Source organism: Promicromonospora aerolata (assembly GCF_042682255.1).
Lineage (GTDB): Bacteria > Actinomycetota > Actinomycetes > Actinomycetales > Cellulomonadaceae > Promicromonospora > Promicromonospora aerolata.
Genome location: NZ_JBHUHF010000001.1, coordinates 2,415,622 through 2,430,769 on the forward strand (window position 1 = coordinate 2,415,622; position 15,148 = coordinate 2,430,769).

Genomic DNA, 15,148 nt, shown 5'->3' on the forward strand with positions numbered 1-15,148 from the left:
TGAACACTCAGATGGGCGTGTGCCAGCCGCCCTTGCGGTAGGCCGGCGTGGCCGAGGCCAGCACGACGAACGCGGTGAGACCCGAGCCGAGCATCACCGCGGACATCGCGACGGTGTCGCTGCCGAGCAGGCCGACGATCGGCGAGACCAGGCCGGCCAGCAGCGACTGGATGGCACCGATCATCGCGGCCGACGTACCGGCGATCTCACCGTGCCGGGAGAGCGCCAGCGCCGAGGCGTTGGCCGGGATGAGCCCCTGGAACGCGAGCACGAGCCACAGCGCGACGAGCAGACCGATCAGGCCGCCGACCTGCGTCACGGCGACGACGACCAGCACGACGGACATCGCCACCTGGGCCACGATGGCCGCGCGCAGCAGCCGGATCGGCGCGACCCGACGGACCAGCGACGCGTTCACCTGTGCGGAGAGCACCAGGCCGAGCCCGTTGATGGCGAACAGCAGCGAGAACTGTCCGTGCGTCAGGCCGTAGCCCTGCTGGAACACGAACGGCGAGCCCACCACGTAGCTCATGACCACCCCCATGCCGAGGCCCGGGATGAGGGCGAGGGCCATGAAGTGGCGGTCGCGGAGCAGGGTGCGGTAACCGCGCAGCACGGACGACGCGCCGCCGGTCGTGCGGCGAGCCACCGGGTTGGTCTCCGGCATCACGAAGAACACGATGACCGCCAGCGACGCACCGATCAGGGCGAGCACCACGAAGATCCAGCGCCACGTGAAGGCTTCCAGCACGATCGAGCCGAGCGACGGCGCGAGCATCGGCGCCACGCCGATGACGAGCATGAGGCGCGACAGGATCCGGGCGGCCTCGGCTCCCACGAAGCGGTCGCGCACCGTGGCCATCGCCGCGACGCTCGCCGCCGAGTTGAAGAAGCCCTGCACCAGGCGCAGCCCGATGAGCAGGTACATGTCGTCCACGACGGCACACGCCAGGGAGACCAGCACGTGCATCCCGATACCGATCATCAGCGGCAGCCGGCGGCCGAAGCGGTCCGTCAGCGGGCCGATGACGAGCTGGCCGACCGCACCGCCGATGAGCATGCACGAGACCGTGAGCTGGGCGAGCGTGTCGGACGACCCGAGGTCGGAGGCGACCTGCGGGAGGGCAGGCAGGTACATGTCGACGGTGAGGGCGGGCAGGCACGCCAGCGCACCGAGCATGATCACCCACTTGAGGGCCGACCGGGGCGACGGAGCGCGGTGTGCGGGCGTAGCGGAGGGCACGCCCGACGGCGCTTCGGATGGCATGAGGGCGATCCTATCGAATCGATACGAGGCTGGACAGGGTGATGTGGGTCTCGGACAAGACTTCCACTCCCGTTCACCGTAGCCCGCAGAGCACGGCCCTCCGCGAGTGTCGGTGGCTCGGGGCATGCTGGTCCCATGTGCGGACGCTTCGCCTCCTTCACGGAGACCCAGGACCTCGCCGACCAGCTCGCCATCGCCGAGCTCGCCGAGGACGCGCGGCTGCTGCCGCCGTCGTGGAACGTGGCGCCGACCGACCCGGTGCGCATCGTGGTCGAGCGGGCCGCGCGCGGCTCCACCGACGTGACCCGGTCGATGCAGCTGGCTCGTTGGGGGCTCGTGCCGTCCTGGGCCAAGGATCCCGGGGTGGGCGCCCGCATGATCAACGCGCGTTCCGAGAGCCTGATCGACAAGCCCGCCTTCGCCAAGCCGTTCAAGGTACGGCGCTGCCTGGTCCTCGCCGACGGGTACTACGAGTGGCGCAAGCTGTCGCTGCCGGCGACCGGCTCGAAGAAGGCGCCGAAGCAGCCCTACTGGATCCACCCCTCGGACTCCGGGGTGGCCGCCTTCGCCGGCCTGTACGAGTTCTGGCGCAACCCGGCGGCCGGCGAGACCGACCCGGATCGCTGGCTGGTGTCGGCCACGGTGGTGACCCGCCCGGCGTCGGACCGCATGGCCCCGATCCATGACCGCATGCCGCTCGTGCTGCCGCCCGAGACGTGGGACGCCTGGCTGGACCCGGCCGTCCACGACGCGTCGGGCCTCCTGGAGGTGGACACCGCACCGCTGACGACCCGGCCGGTGCGGGACGCCGTGGGGTCGGTGCAGAACGACGGGCCGCAGCTCATCGAGGAGGACTCGGAGCCGCGGGACCCGGAGCCGGTGGTGGTCTGATAGATCTCTCGGCACACCGATCGCACCGCTTCGTTGCATATATGCGACTCGGTGTGCGGATGCAGTGATTCCTCTACACACTTAAGCCATGACGATTGCTGACCGCGAGCAGGCGCTCATGGATCGCATACAGGCCACGTTGCTCGAGCTCGGGCGTGGCATGGCGTTCGTCGGACGCCAGTTCCGGATCGAGGTCGGCGGCGACGAGTTCTTCGTCGACCTGCTCTTCTTCCACGTCACCCAGTTGCGCTACGTCGTCGTCGAGCTGAAGGTCGGCAAGTTCCAGCCGGCCCACGTGGGCCAGATCGGCACTTACGTCGCGATGGTCGATGGCGAGGTCCGTGATCCGAACGTGCACGCCAAGACCGTCGGAATCCTTCTGTGCACCGAGCGCAACGGAGCCACACTCGACTACGCGCTCGCAAGCACCGCCTCCCCCATCGCAGTGGCTCTCTACGAAGGCCTGACGCCGCAGCAACGCGCCGAGCTACCTGACCCGGAGGAGCTGGAAGCTGTCATCGGCGAGGAGATCCGGGCCCACGAACCACTTGTCACGGCGCTCCCGCAGCCAAGAGGTCCGGCCTGAACGAATGTGTGTCACGTCGGCGAGTACCACATGGAAGATCGGGAGGGTCTTCTTCACGCAACCTGGACCGTCCAGCGTGAACGCCGGGGTGCGCAGGGCGGCGATGCTGAATGCGGCCGGTGCACGTCTTCTTGGCGTAGCAGGACCGTGGGCACCGCCCCGACGGGGAGCGGTGCCCACGGTCCTGCTGGTCCGAACCGGTCAGGCGACCGTCGTCGGCCCGTACACCGTGACCTGCACGCTTCCGCCGACGACGAGGTCGACGCGAGCGCACGCCGCCGACTCGTCCACGACGGTCGTGGTCGGCCAGGTGTGGTCGAGCGCCGCGAGCTCCTCGGCGACCACAGCCTCCGCCTGCTCCGCCGTCAGGCACTCGTCGGCGAAGGTGTCGCGGAAGGAACCGACGATCGGGTCGATCTCCGGCTGGTAGAGGGCCTGGTCCGGCGCGATGTCCGGCACGACGAAGACCGTCCCGTCCTCCTCCGCGAAGAAGCTGGCGCAGTCCTTGCCCGCCCCTGGCTCCCCGCCGGTCTCGACGGTCCACCCCTCGAGTCCGAGCCGGTCGAGCTCCGACTGAGCCCAGGTGGTGGCCTCCTCGACCGTCCGGCAGGCGCCGTTACCGCCGTCGACCCGGTCGCCCAGGCTCTGCCGCAGCTCGATCACCGCGGGGTTCACCTCCGGGCCGGCCGCGCTGTCGATCGGGTCGATCCAGTCGGGCGCCTCGTCGGTGGGCGTCACGTAGACCCACCCGTCGTGCTCGAAGACGACCGGGTTCTCGACGGGCGGCAGGTCCGCCTCGGCCAGCATCGTGGTGCAGTCGGCGATCGCGTCGCCCGTGAGCCACGGCCCGCCGGCGTCCGTGTGCTGCCCCTCGAGTGCGCTGTCGTTCCAGGACGTCATGCACGTGACGCCCGCCGTGTCCTGGGCGACGAACGACTGGATCGCCGCGTACGCGACGCCGCCGCCCGCGAGCACCGTGGTGAGGCCGACGGCGATCGCACCGCGACGTCCGAGACGGCGCCTGCGTCCGTCCGGGGTGAGCCCCGCCGCCTCGCGCTGGGCGGCGGCAGCGTCGAGCTGGGTTCCGGTCATGGTGATCTCCTCGCGCAGGGCGGCGAACGCCGCCTGGTCCACGGCGCCGAGGTCGACCCGACGCACCGGGTCCGCGGCCTGCAGCTGCTTCATCGCGTCCGTCATCACGCCTCCTCGATACCGGGGCGGGCTTGTGCCCACCTGCTCATCACCTGTCCGCCAGGGGCGGAACGTTTCAGGGGTTCTCGGCCGGTCCGGTCCGCCGCGAGCAGCGCGGCGGGGGTCGCCACGTCGTCGTCCTCTGCCGCCGCCAGGGCGGCCAGCTGGTCGGTGAGGCGCTTACGCGCCCGGTGCAGGCGAACCCGCACAGCGGTCCGCGAGATGCCCAGGACGAGGGCGATCTCGTCCCGGGCGAGCTCCTCCCACGCGACGAGGCGCAGCAGCTCCTGGTCGTCGTCGGAGAGCCGGGCGAGGGCACGCTCGACGTCGCTCACCGGATCGGCCGGCGGCGGCACCACATCGGTGAGGTGGTTGCGCAGGCGGTCGGCGAGCGCCATCCGACGGCGGTCGCTCCGCCGCGCGTTCGCCATCACGCGACGAGCCACCCCGAACATCCAGGGTCGCGCGTCCGTACCGGCGGGGACGTCGTCGATGCGCCGCCAGGCGACGAGAAAGCTCTCGGCGACCACGTCGGCGGCGTCGGCGGGCTCGGCCACCCGGCGCACCGCGTAGGAGAGCAGTGCCCGGTGGGTCGACTCGAAGAGCGCGGTGAACCGCGCCTCGTTGTCCGGTGGTCGGGATTCTGGTGCCGGCATCCTTGGACCTCTCGGAGATGTGGCGCTGACGAGCAGGTCATGTCCGGCTGCCGGGCCGGCGTTACAGGTCGCTCCCCACCATCTTGCCGGGAGCGATCTCGTCGAGCGTCCGGATCCGGTGCTCTATGCCGGGATGCCGGTCCGCCCGGTCGAGCAGCACGGCGTCGAGGCCGGCGTCGACCGGCCCCTGGTAGTCCTTCTCCACGTCGTTGCCGACCATGAGCACGTCGCCCGGCGTGACACCGAGGATCTCGCACGTGGCGGCGTAGGCGCGCGGGTCCGGCTTCCCCGCCGGCAGGTCGTCGGACGCGACCACGACGTCGAGGTGCCCGGCGAGGCCCGTGCGGTCGAGCTTGCTCCGCTGGTGCGCGGAGTCGCCGTTGGTCAGCACCGCGACGACGAGGCCCGCGTCGCGCACCCTGCGCAGCGCGGGCACCGCGTCGTCGAAGGCGGTCCAGCCCGCCTCGTAGCGGGTCAGGTAGCCGGAGAAGAGCTCGTCGGCCTCGTCGTCGGTGGCATCGCACCCGAGGAACTCGCGCACCCGGATGCGCCGCTGCTCGGCAAAGGTGATCTCCCGGCGCTGGTAACGCTCGTAGGCCTCCTCCGCGATGACGCCCCACGCGGTGACGAGCTCCTCCGGGTCGTCGAGGTCGAGACCCAGCTCGGGCAGCCAGTCGAGGAGTGCCGCACGAGAGGCGCCCACCTGGTTCACGAGCGTGTCGTCAAGATCGAAGAGAACGACTTTCAGCACGTCCGCATCGTGTCATACGCCTGCAGTCGCTCCGGCCGAACCGCCCACCGACGCCCGAAGTTCCCTAGGGGACTTTGTCCGGGTGAAGTGGGTGAAGCGGGGCAACGTAACCGGGTGTCGGGGCGTCCCTAAGCGATGACAGAGCTCCTGTCCTTACCCAGTGGGGGATCCATGACCGCACGTCGCTTGTCCCGACCATCATCTCGACTGCTCACCATGGGCGTCGCCGCAGTGCTGGCACTCGGGCTGCTCGGAGAGGGGGGTGCGACCGACGTCGCATCCGCGTCCGCGGCAACGATCACGACGAGCGGGGGCACGACCGCTGCGGAACCCGCCGCGAAGCAGCGCGGCCTCCGCTTCGCTCCGGCAGCCAAGACCGTCGAGGCCTATGGCTACGACGGCTACGTGTACCTCGACTCGGGCGTCTGGATGGGCGCCTACGGCGAGGGCTACGAGTTCTGGGCCAAGCGCGACAAGGCCTCGGCCCCGGTCACGCTCACCAAGACCGTGATCCGCGGCGACAAGCGCACCACCACGAAGGCCGCCGCCGCGATCGTCGACGGGCTCAACGGCTTCAAGAGGGCGCTCACCGTCAAGGTCGCCGACGCCAAGGGCAACGTCCTGATCAAGAGGACCCGCAGCCTGTGCCTGGGTGAGTCGGACCGCCAGCGCGTCGAGCCGACCGGCCACACCGAGCCGGTCTACCCCTCGTTCTGTGGCGGAAGCTGGTTCACGAAGTCCTCGGTGTTCGGGATCGAGCAGGGCTGGGCGGCAAGGCTGGACACGTTCTTCGAGCTGGAGACCACGCGCAAGAACCTCCGGATGACCGTGACCATCAGCGACCCCGTCGCGGACTTCCTCGGCCTCCCCGCCAACGGCCGCTCGGTGTCGCAGCGGGTCAAGGTGATCGACGAGTGCGAGATGTGGGAGTGCGCCGAGGTGGGGCGCGAGCTCATGGGCGAACCCACCGAGGGCTTCAGCACGCTGGCCGAGGGCGAGCCGTCGGTGCGTGAGGAGCGCCGGCAGGCGCACACCGGCAGCACCCACTCGAACCACAGAGACACCGCGGGGTCGAACCACCGCACGAACCTCTTCACGCTCGGCGACGAGGGCACGGAGCACGGCGGCGACCACCCTTCGCTCGGCCAGGCGGGAGCGAAGCCCTCGAACAAGAAGCCTGCCAAGGAGACGCTCCCCGACCTGGTGTCCGTGCCCGCGTGGCAGATCGGGACAGAGAAGGACGGCCGCGTCACCCGGCTCACCTTCAACGCCCACGAGTGGAACGCCGGACCGGGCCCGCTCGTCGTCGAGGGCTTCCGCCGAGGCTCCTCGGAGACCATGGACGCGTACCAGTTCTTCTACCGGGACGGCAAGGAGGTCAGCAGCACCAAGACCGGGACGATGGAGTACCACGACGCGCCCGAGCACGATCACTGGCACTTCCTGGACTTCGCGAGCTACGAGCTCGTCAAGCCCGACGGCTCCCTGGTGACGACGAGCGGCAAGCAGTCCTGGTGCCTCGCGCCGACCGACCCCGTCGACCTCACGGTGCCTGGCGCCACCTGGCGCCCGGAGGCCACCGGCCTGGACAGCACGTGCGGTGACAGGTCGGCGCTGTGGCTGCGCGAGGTCCTGCCCGTCGGTTGGGGCGACACGTACAGCCAGTACCAGACCCAGGCGTTCAACCTGGCGGGCGTCCGTAACGGGACCTACCAGATCAGGATCACGGTGAACCCGAACGGCAACCTGCACGAGCGGACGAAGTCCAACAACGTCAGCCTGCGCACCGTCGTCCTCGGCGGCAAGCCCGGCGCGCGCACGGTGCGGGTCCCGCCGTACGAGGGAGTCGACACGGAGGTAGCGATCGACGAGAGGTGACGGGTCTCCCGCTCGCACCGCCGCGTCCCTGACGGCCTGCCCTGCGTAGGCTGCGCCCCATGAGCGCCAGCACTCCGCCGTCGGCGGTCCCGGCCGAGAGCCGCATCACGTGCCACGTCTCGGACGGGATCGCCGACGTCCGTCTCGACCGGCCCGACAAGCTCAACGCCCTGTCGATCGACATGCTCGGCCGGCTCCGGGCCACCGCGCGCAGCCTCCGGCACACACCGGGGCTGCGCGCGGTGGTCGTCTCCGGCACCGGCCGGTCGTTCTGCGCGGGGCTCGACCTCGGCGCAGCGGCCCGCAACCCCGCAGCGGTGGCGCGGGCGTTCGTGCCGACGCCGCGCGGCACCAACCTCTTCCAGGAGGCCTGCTGGGCGTGGCGACGGGTGCCCGTCCCGGTGATCGCTGCGGTGCACGGCCACGTGTTCGGTGCGGGTGTGCAGATCGCCCTCGCCGCCGACCTCCGCCTGACCGCTCCCGATGCCCGGTGGTCCGTCAAGGAGGTCGAGCGCGGCCTGGTCCCCGACATGTCGGGCATCCGCGCCCTGACCCAGCTGGTCGGTATCGAGACGGCGAAGCGCCTCACCTTCACGGCCGAGGAGTTCACGGGGGCCGACGCCGTCCGGCTCGGCCTGGCCGGCACCGCCACCGACGCCCCGCTGGACGAGGCGTTCGCGCTGGCCGGCCGGATCGCCGAACGCCGCCCCGAAGCCGTGGCTGCCGCCAAGCGGCTGTTCGACCGGCAGTGGTCGACGGGCGACCGCCGGACGTTCGCCGCCGAGCGGCGGGCGCAGCTGAAACTGCTCCCGGGCGCGCTACGCACGCTCCAGCGCAAGCCCTGAAAGCGCCCGGTCGAGGCGTCAGCCGCGGTAGGCGCGCTGCAGGCGCACCGGGGCCATCCGCCCGATGCCGGGGACGTCCCGGACCGGCTGTGCGGTCAGTGCGTAACGCGAGCTCGTGGCCAGCTTCGCGGCGGTCTCCTTGTCGACCAGGACGGTCGAGGGGTCGGACTGTTCGGTGAGGCGCGAGGCCAGGTTCACGGTCGGGCCGAAGATGTCACCGAACCGGGACAGCACCCGCCCCCACACGAGCCCGACCCGCACCGGGATCTCCGGGTCCCCCGGAGCAGCCGTCCCCAGCGCCGCGCCGGAGGTCTCGGCCAGCCCGAGCGCCACCTCGGCACCGGTGGAGACGTCGTCGGTGACGAACAGGACCGCGTCGCCGATCGTCTTCACGACGCGGCCGCCCGCGTTGGTGATGATGTCGCGCGCACCAGCTTCGAACCGCTGCACGAACTCCGCCAGCTCCTCCGACCCGAGCCCCGCCGTGCGCTTCGTGAACGACACGATGTCCGCGAACCCGACCGCCCGCACCAGCGGCAGCTGGTGGCTGTCGTTGCGGCTGTCGCCGCGCGAACCGGCGAACTCCATCGCCGTGCGCCCGGTCAGCGCCGCCAGCTGCCGCCGCCAGGCGTGCTCGAGCTGCCGGCTGAGCATCTCGGACATCTCCGGGAGCCGGTCCAGGGCGAGCAGGCGGGCCGAGGTCTCGTCCAGCTCGTAGCGCCGCGCGAGGTGCTCCACGAGCGCCTCGACCTGCCACAGCGCCAGCCGCTCCGTGGTGTGGCCGACGGACCGGATGAAGGTCATCTGGGCCCGCTCGTCCATCTGCTCCGTCTCGAACAGGCCGGCCGCGTCCTTGAGCGCCTCCACGTCGGCGTCGGTGAACCACGTCTCCGTCGGGTGCGTGACGGGTAGCCCGATCCAGCGCCAGTAGCGCGTGACGAACTGCTGGTCGAGGCCCGTCAGCTCCACCACCTGCGACAGCGTGTACCGGCGGGCACCACCCAGCAGCGTCTCGTCGAGCCGGGCGGCGGTGTCGGCGCCCGGTGCGTCGTGCTGGCTGTGGGAGGTCTCGGAATTGTGGAGCACATCACCACTGTAGGCGCGGGCACCGTATGCACTCGCATGCATCCGTACGACGAACCGGTGGCTCAGCCCCAGATCGCCAGGGCCAGCGGGATTCCCATGAGCACCAGCAGCATGCCGGCCAGGACGACGATGTTCCACGTTCCGAGCCGCACACCGCGCTCGCCGTCATCCCGGTAGACCAGCGCCCAGACGACGAGGAGCCAGGCGATCCCGGCCGCGATCAGGCCGGCCGTCGGGGTCCCGTCCGTCTGCACGATGCCGCGGTCCAGCCGGACCGTGCTGATGAGATAGACCGTGACGATCGCCGCCGCGCACACGACCGCCTTGGCCACCCCTACCGTGGCTCTACCTGCCTCCATGGCATCTCCCGCCGTCGCACGCCCGTCATTGAACGCCCGCACGTGACTGCCGTCGCTTGCGTCGGAGATTAACGCAGATCGACCATCTCGCGGCAGAGTCTGCCGCCGAGTTCACCCGCCATCGCGGAAGAGTTCACCCGGCCTGGGTTCTCAGCCGGGCCCGCGTCACCGCAGGTGCCAGACGTCACCGGCAGTGACCGTGCGCTCCTCGCCCGACTCCAGCCGCACCACCAGCGCCCCCGACCCGTCCAGGCCGACCGCCTCGCCCTCCAGCACGCCGGCCCCTCCGGCGAGCTCGGCGCGCACACGGGTACCGAGCGTCGCCGACACCGCCGTGTACTCGTCCAGCAGACCGGCCGCGACGGCGTCGCCACCGGCCTGCTCCCACCGCCGGACGAGGGCGTGCACCTCCCCCAGGAGCCGGACCAGCACGTCGGTCCGGTCGGGCCGGGGACAGCCGGCGAGCGCGAGCGAGGTCGCCGTCGGCACGGGCAGCTCGGTCGCCGACTGCGACACGTTGAGCCCGATCCCGAGCACCACGCCCGGCACCGCCCGGCTCGCGGGCGCCTCCGGCACCACCTCGGTGAGGATGCCCGCCACCTTGCGGTACCGCCCCAGCCCGGCGACCGTGTCGACGGTGGGCAGGAGCACGTCGTTGGGCCACTTCACGGCGGCGGCCACACCGCCGTCGGACACGGTGCGCACCACCGCGAGCCCCGCCAGCAGCGGAAGCCAGCCCAGGGCATCCGCCGGGACCTGGGGGCGCAGCAGCACGGACACGGTGAGGCCCGCGCGCGCCGGCATCTCCCAGGACCGCCCGGCGCGGCCCCTTCCGGCGGTCTGGTGCTCGGCGACCAGGGCCGACGGCGCAGGCCACGCTGCCGCATCGGACCGGACGGCGGCGGCGAGCTCGGCGTTGGTGGAGGGCGAGGTCTCGACCACCTGGACCCGGGCGAAGCCGGGCACGACGAGCCGGTCGGGAGACAGGGACTGGTGCACACCTCATCCTCTCCCCTCACCGTCCCGGCCGCCCTTGGAGGAAACCCACAAGGGAGCGGCGTGACGCGCTGGACGGTCACGCATCGAACCGGAGGCATCCGACAACTACGCTCGAACTGTGAACGACGCCATCACGACCCTCGCCGGCACGCGCGCCAAGCTCGACGACCTCGACGCCCGCCGGGCAGCCGCCATCGACGTCCCGGAGCAGACGGCCCAGGAGAAGCAGCACAAGCGGGGCAAGAAGACCGCGCGGGAGCGCGTCGACGCGCTCCTGGACGAGGGCAGCTTCACCGAGCTGGACGCGCTCGCCATGCACCGCAGCCGCAACTTCGGCCTGGAGAAGAAGCGGATCGCGGGTGACGGCGTGGTCACGGGCTACGGCACCATCGACGGCCGCCAGGTGTGCGTCTACTCGCAGGACTTCACGGCGTTCGGCGGCAGCCTCGGCGAGGTGCACGGACAGAAGATCACCAAGGTGCAGGACCTCGCGCTGCGCACGGGCGTGCCGCTCATCGGCATCAGCGACGGGGGTGGTGCCCGCATCCAGGAGGGTGTGGCGGCGCTCACGCAGTTCGCGGAGATGTTCCGGCGCAACGTCGCGGCGTCGGGCGTGATCCCGCAGATCTCCCTGATCCTCGGGCCGAGCGCGGGCGGCGCGGTGTACTCCCCCGCCCTGACGGACTTCATCGTCATGGCCGACCAGACGTCCAACATGTTCATCACCGGCCCGGACGTGATCCGCACCGTGACGGGCGAGGACGTCGACTTCGAGACCCTGGGCGGCGCCCGCACGCACAACTCGAAGTCCGGCGTGGCGCACTACATGGGCCAGGACGAGGACGACGCCCTGGACTACGTGCGCCACCTCGTGGGCTACCTGCCGCAGAACAACCTCTCCGACGCCCCGGCGTTCCCGCCCCAGGACGAGACGTCGCTGGAGGTCACCGCCGAGGACGAGGTGCTCGACGAGCTCATCCCGGACAGCGACAACCAGCCCTACGACATGCGCGAGGCCATCGAGGCGGTCCTGGACCCGGAGTCGTTCCTCGAGGTGCAGCCGATGTTCGCGACCAACGTGCTGGTCGGGTTCGGGCACGTGGAGGGCCAGTCGGTCGGTATCGTCGCCAACCAGCCGCAGTCCATGGCCGGCACGCTCGACATCGACGCCGCCGAGAAGGCCGCGCGGTTCGTGCGCACGTGCGACGCCTTCAACATCCCCGTGCTGACGTTCGTCGACGTGCCGGGCTTCCTCCCCGGCGTCGGCCAGGAGCACCAGGGCATCATCCGCCGCGGCGCCAAGCTGATCTACGCGTACGCCGAGGCCACCGTGCCGCTCATCACGATCATCACGCGCAAGGCGTACGGCGGCGCGTACATCGTCATGGGCTCCAAGCAGCTCGGCGCCGACGTCAACCTGGCCTGGCCGACGGCGCAGATCGCCGTCATGGGTGCGAGCGGCGCCGTGAACATCCTGCAGCGCGGTGCGTTGAAGGCCGTCGCGGAGGCCGGCGGGGACGTCGAGGCCGAGCGTGCCCGGCTGACCGCCGAGTACGAGGACGCCATCGTCAACCCGTGGGACGCCGCGGAGCGCGGGTACGTCGATGCGGTCATCCGCCCGTCCGAGACCCGGGTGCAGGTGGTGCGTGCGCTTCGCGCGCTGCGCACCAAGCGATCTACGCTTCCTCCCAAGAAGCACGGCAACATCCCGCTCTGACCGGCTCGGTCGTCGAGCCGGTCGAGACCTGGAGGAACTAGATGAGCCACGAGGACGCCACCCACGGCCCGGCGCCGATGGGCCGCGTCGACGCGGAGCCCATGCACCGTGCGGTCGACGCACTGGCAGCGGCCCTGCACGACTACGTGGGGACCGCCGTAGGCGTCCGCGCCGAGTTCGGAGCCGCCGAGGCGGACGAGGACCCGCGCGTGCTGGCCCTCGAGTCGAAGGTGGGGCACCTGAACGCCGCCCTGTTCGACACGCTCCACGGCTCGCTCGGCATGCACCCCGACCTCACGTCGTCCGTGTGGGAGCCGGCGGACGACTCCGAGGTCGACGAGATCCTGGAGTCCGAGCTGCCCGAGGGCGGCGAGTCGTTCTACCTGGGCTTCGTCGTCGCGGCGCGCGGCGGCGACGCCACCCTCGACGGTGTGATCGACCTGCTCGACGCCGCGGGCGAGTCGGTAGCTACGCACCTCACCGAGGGCGGCTACGACATCGCCGAGTGGGCGGCGTCCCGCGGCGAGGCCCCCGGATTCGGCTTCTACGAGGAGGACGACGAGTGAGCCCCCAGGTGCGCGTGGTACGCGGCGAACCGGACGACGTCGAGGTGGCCGCCCTCGTCGCCGGCCTCGCCGCCGTGGCGGCGGCCGGCCCGGAGCCCGACGACGCCGCACCGCTCGACGAGTGGACCAACCACGCCCGCGTGCTGCGCGGGAACGGCGCCGCGACGGCCAACAACTTCGGCGGCCGCTCCGGCCGGCACAACGCCGACGCGTGGCGCTGGAGCCTGCGGTCATGAACCAGGCGCCCCGTCCCGGGGACACCGACGTCGTCCTGTTCGTCCGCTCGCTCGGCCACCGGATCGCCGGCGGCACCCGCGCCGTGCTGGCGCGTGCCAACCTCTACGCGAGCCTCGGCTACCGCACCAGCCTCGTCGTGACCGGCCTCCTGGACGACGACGGAGCGTGGGCCCGCAGCCAGGACCTGCTGCACCCCGACGTCCGCCTGTTGGTCCTGTGGCGCGACGGGCCCGACGCGGTAGACCGGGCACGGGCCAGCGAGACGGCCCCGATCACGGTGCCCCGGATCCCGGACGGACCGGGGGTGCGGCGACGCCGTCGGACCGTCGACGACGCGGTCCAGGTGCGCACCTTCGTGGACGACGCGCTGCGCACGATCGAGCTGCTGGACCGGGACACCGAGACAACGCGCCAGCTCGTCGTCATGCGCGAGGACGGCTCGCGCGCGGCGCAGTGGATGTTCGCCCACGGCACGCTCGTCGCCGTCGACCACCTGGTGCCAGGTGGCGGCACGCGCCGGCGTGAGTTCGTCGTCGACGGACGGGCGGTCTGGCTGGAGGCCGAGGTCGCCGGGCACGTCGGTGAGGGCGACGCCCGACTACGCCTGCGCGAGGAGCCGGTCGGGGACTACGCGGGGGCGATCGCCCGGTGGCTCGACACCACGTTCGCGTCGGCGGAGCACCTGGTCGTCTTCGCCGACGGCGAGAACGTGTGGCAGCGCAGCCTGCGTCTCATGCGTCATCCGCGCCTGCGGGGCGTCTCGGTGCTGCACAACTCCCACCTCGCGGCGCCGTACACCGCTGCGGCCCCCACGCACTCGGGCTGGAAGGGCTTCTTCTCGGACACGACGAACGTCGACGTCATGGTCTGCCTCACCCAGCGACAGCACAGCGACCTCCTGGCCCGGTACCCCGGGCTGCCGCTGCGGGTGCTGCGGCACGCCGCGCCACGGCCGAAGGTCCGCGGCGTGCGGCGCGACCCTGACTCCGTGGTGTTCATCGGCCGGCTGGCCCCGCAGAAGCAGCTCGACCACCTGCTGCGTGCGTTCGTACTGGTGCGCGAGCGCGTGCCGAGGGCGCACCTCGACGTGTACGGAACCGGCAAGGACGAGGCGGCGCTCAAGGAGCTCGCCGCCGAGCTCGGCCTGGAGCTCGGCGTCGACGTCCGGTTCCACGGAGGTACGGCGCAGGCGCTGCACGCGTTCGCGGGCTCTCGGGTGGCAGCGATGTCGTCCCTCCACGAGGGCCTGCCGCTCACCCTCACCGAGGCCATGTCCGTCGGCACGCCCTTCGTGGCGTACGACTGCAACTACGGCCCCGCCGAGGTGATCCGGGACGGCGAGAACGGGTTCCTCGTGCCGCGCGACGACGTGGAGGCGCTCGCCGACCGGCTGGTTCAGGTCCTCGTGGACGACAAGCTGGCTCGCCGGCTCAGCCGTGGCGCGAGGCGCGTCGTGACCAGCTTCTCGGCGCGCCGGTACAAGGAGTCCTGGCGGGACCTGCTCGCCGAGGTCGCAGGGCGCGAGTCGAGCAGCTCGCAGACCATCGCGAGGAGCTGACCCCGGTCGAGCCGGAGGTTCTCCAGGTGGGAGCGGACGTCGTTGCTGCCGCGACGCTCGCCCTCGCCCGCCGTCTCGCCGAGGATGGTCACCGGCACGGGACGCCCCTCCGCCTCGCGGGCCCCCGGCCGGAGCTCCGGCGGTACGTCGGCGAGCGAGGGCGGCGCGTACACGACGCCCGGTGCGTCGCTGAACCAGCCGACCTTGTGCTGGCTGGTCCCGTTCGGCGCCACGTACACGTCAGTGGCCTCGGCCCACAGCACGGCCTCCCGCAGGGAGCTGCCCACCAGGTCGATCACCTGGTCCCCTCGCCGGGCGTTGCCCTTGATCGCTCGGGCGACCGCGTGCAGCTCGTCGATGCTGCTGTGCCACCGCTCGGACACGAGGTCGTTGCTCATCGGGTACGAGTAGCCGTCCAGCAGGACCAGCGCCCGCGGGTAACGCAGGTGCAGTGCGTCGACGAACCGGGCGACCTCACGCTCCTGGTCCGCCCACGCGCGGCTCCGCACGCGCAGCCCGATCCAGACGACGGGCCCCCGCCCGTCCGCTGCCGGTGGCTGG

Annotated in this window: 15 protein-coding genes; 8 read left to right on the top strand and 7 right to left on the bottom strand. The window is 71.5% G+C overall.

The features are described from left to right. Positions 1-7 precede the first annotated feature (7 nt). A complete protein-coding gene (locus tag ACFSL2_RS10915; protein WP_377197884.1) occupies positions 8-1,267 on the bottom strand; it encodes a multidrug effflux MFS transporter in 1,260 nt (419 codons plus the stop codon). Between the two features lie 135 nt (positions 1,268-1,402). Here ACFSL2_RS10915 and ACFSL2_RS10920 point away from each other — a divergent pair, with 135 nt between their 5' ends. After that, the gene (locus tag ACFSL2_RS10920) at positions 1,403-2,158 is read left to right on the top strand and encodes an SOS response-associated peptidase (RefSeq protein ID WP_377197885.1); all 756 of its coding nucleotides are present in this window, start codon (positions 1,403-1,405) and stop codon (positions 2,156-2,158) included. 88 nt (positions 2,159-2,246) lie between these two features. Further along, positions 2,247-2,744, top strand: a complete 498-nt coding sequence (locus ACFSL2_RS10925; RefSeq protein ID WP_377197886.1) for a PDDEXK nuclease domain-containing protein — start codon at positions 2,247-2,249, stop codon at positions 2,742-2,744. Positions 2,745-2,945: 201 nt separating this feature from the next. Here ACFSL2_RS10925 and ACFSL2_RS10930 read toward each other — a convergent pair whose 3' ends face one another. The 3 genes from ACFSL2_RS10930 to ACFSL2_RS10940 all read right to left on the bottom strand — a co-directional run bounded on the left by ACFSL2_RS10930 (position 2,946) and on the right by ACFSL2_RS10940 (position 5,342). After that, positions 2,946-3,941 carry a hypothetical protein gene (locus ACFSL2_RS10930; protein ID WP_377197887.1) on the bottom strand — a complete coding sequence of 332 codons (996 nt, stop codon included), beginning with the start codon at positions 3,939-3,941 and terminating at the stop codon, positions 2,946-2,948. Next, positions 3,941-4,591 (bottom strand): RNA polymerase sigma factor, encoded by a 651-nt coding sequence (locus tag ACFSL2_RS10935; RefSeq protein ID WP_377197888.1) that lies wholly within the window; start codon positions 4,589-4,591, stop codon positions 3,941-3,943. The genes ACFSL2_RS10930 and ACFSL2_RS10935 overlap by 1 nt, the downstream gene beginning before the upstream one ends. A gap of 61 nt (positions 4,592-4,652) precedes the next feature. Next, the gene (locus tag ACFSL2_RS10940) at positions 4,653-5,342 is read right to left on the bottom strand and encodes an HAD family hydrolase (protein WP_377197889.1); all 690 of its coding nucleotides are present in this window, start codon (positions 5,340-5,342) and stop codon (positions 4,653-4,655) included. 216 nt (positions 5,343-5,558) lie between these two features. Between ACFSL2_RS10940 and ACFSL2_RS10945 the strand changes: the two genes are divergently transcribed. After that, entirely contained in the window at positions 5,559-7,220 is a 1,662-nt protein-coding gene (locus tag ACFSL2_RS10945) for a lysyl oxidase family protein (protein ID WP_377197890.1), read from the top strand. 59 nt (positions 7,221-7,279) lie between these two features. Next, positions 7,280-8,065 carry a crotonase/enoyl-CoA hydratase family protein gene (locus ACFSL2_RS10950; protein WP_377197891.1) on the top strand — a complete coding sequence of 262 codons (786 nt, stop codon included), beginning with the start codon at positions 7,280-7,282 and terminating at the stop codon, positions 8,063-8,065. Between the two features lie 18 nt (positions 8,066-8,083). Here the strand turns inward: ACFSL2_RS10950 and ACFSL2_RS10955 are convergent, their stop codons facing one another. The 3 genes from ACFSL2_RS10955 to ACFSL2_RS10965 all read right to left on the bottom strand — a co-directional run bounded on the left by ACFSL2_RS10955 (position 8,084) and on the right by ACFSL2_RS10965 (position 10,509). Continuing rightward, positions 8,084-9,151 (bottom strand): adenylate/guanylate cyclase domain-containing protein, encoded by a 1,068-nt coding sequence (locus tag ACFSL2_RS10955; protein WP_377197892.1) that lies wholly within the window; start codon positions 9,149-9,151, stop codon positions 8,084-8,086. Positions 9,152-9,213: 62 nt separating this feature from the next. After that, entirely contained in the window at positions 9,214-9,510 is a 297-nt protein-coding gene (locus ACFSL2_RS10960; RefSeq protein WP_377197893.1) for a hypothetical protein, read from the bottom strand. Positions 9,511-9,675: 165 nt separating this feature from the next. Further along, positions 9,676-10,509, bottom strand: coding sequence for a biotin--[acetyl-CoA-carboxylase] ligase (locus tag ACFSL2_RS10965; protein ID WP_377197894.1), 834 nt, complete (start codon positions 10,507-10,509; stop codon positions 9,676-9,678). Positions 10,510-10,627: 118 nt separating this feature from the next. Between ACFSL2_RS10965 and ACFSL2_RS10970 the strand changes: the two genes are divergently transcribed. Genes ACFSL2_RS10970 through ACFSL2_RS10985 form a run of 4 tightly spaced genes read left to right on the top strand, consistent with a single transcriptional unit; the run spans position 10,628 to position 14,587 of the window. Further along, entirely contained in the window at positions 10,628-12,226 is a 1,599-nt protein-coding gene (locus ACFSL2_RS10970; protein WP_377197895.1) for an acyl-CoA carboxylase subunit beta, read from the top strand. Between the two features lie 41 nt (positions 12,227-12,267). Beyond that, positions 12,268-12,792, top strand: a complete 525-nt coding sequence (locus ACFSL2_RS10975; RefSeq protein WP_377197896.1) for a hypothetical protein — start codon at positions 12,268-12,270, stop codon at positions 12,790-12,792. Continuing rightward, positions 12,789-13,028 carry an acyl-CoA carboxylase epsilon subunit gene (locus tag ACFSL2_RS10980; protein WP_377197897.1) on the top strand — a complete coding sequence of 80 codons (240 nt, stop codon included), beginning with the start codon at positions 12,789-12,791 and terminating at the stop codon, positions 13,026-13,028. The genes ACFSL2_RS10975 and ACFSL2_RS10980 overlap by 4 nt, the downstream gene beginning before the upstream one ends. After that, positions 13,025-14,587, top strand: coding sequence for a glycosyltransferase (locus ACFSL2_RS10985; RefSeq protein WP_377197898.1), 1,563 nt, complete (start codon positions 13,025-13,027; stop codon positions 14,585-14,587). Before ACFSL2_RS10980 ends, ACFSL2_RS10985 begins: the two co-directional genes overlap by 4 nt. The last annotated feature ends 561 nt before the right edge of the window (positions 14,588-15,148 follow it).

Excerpts from the sequence above, each read along its gene's own strand:
- ACFSL2_RS10915 (WP_377197884.1), bottom strand. The coding sequence starts at position 1,267 with ATGCCATCCGAAGCGCCGTCGGGCGTGCCCTCCGCTACGCCCGCACAC.
- ACFSL2_RS10920 (WP_377197885.1), top strand. The coding sequence starts at position 1,403 with ATGTGCGGACGCTTCGCCTCCTTCACGGAGACCCAGGACCTCGCCGAC.
- ACFSL2_RS10925 (WP_377197886.1), top strand. The coding sequence starts at position 2,247 with ATGACGATTGCTGACCGCGAGCAGGCGCTCATGGATCGCATACAGGCC.
- ACFSL2_RS10930 (WP_377197887.1), bottom strand. The coding sequence starts at position 3,941 with ATGACGGACGCGATGAAGCAGCTGCAGGCCGCGGACCCGGTGCGTCGG.
- ACFSL2_RS10935 (WP_377197888.1), bottom strand. The coding sequence starts at position 4,591 with ATGCCGGCACCAGAATCCCGACCACCGGACAACGAGGCGCGGTTCACC.
- ACFSL2_RS10945 (WP_377197890.1), top strand. The coding sequence starts at position 5,559 with ATGGGCGTCGCCGCAGTGCTGGCACTCGGGCTGCTCGGAGAGGGGGGT.
- ACFSL2_RS10950 (WP_377197891.1), top strand. The coding sequence starts at position 7,280 with ATGAGCGCCAGCACTCCGCCGTCGGCGGTCCCGGCCGAGAGCCGCATC.
- ACFSL2_RS10960 (WP_377197893.1), bottom strand. The coding sequence starts at position 9,510 with ATGGAGGCAGGTAGAGCCACGGTAGGGGTGGCCAAGGCGGTCGTGTGC.
- ACFSL2_RS10975 (WP_377197896.1), top strand. The coding sequence starts at position 12,268 with ATGAGCCACGAGGACGCCACCCACGGCCCGGCGCCGATGGGCCGCGTC.
- ACFSL2_RS10985 (WP_377197898.1), top strand. The coding sequence starts at position 13,025 with ATGAACCAGGCGCCCCGTCCCGGGGACACCGACGTCGTCCTGTTCGTC.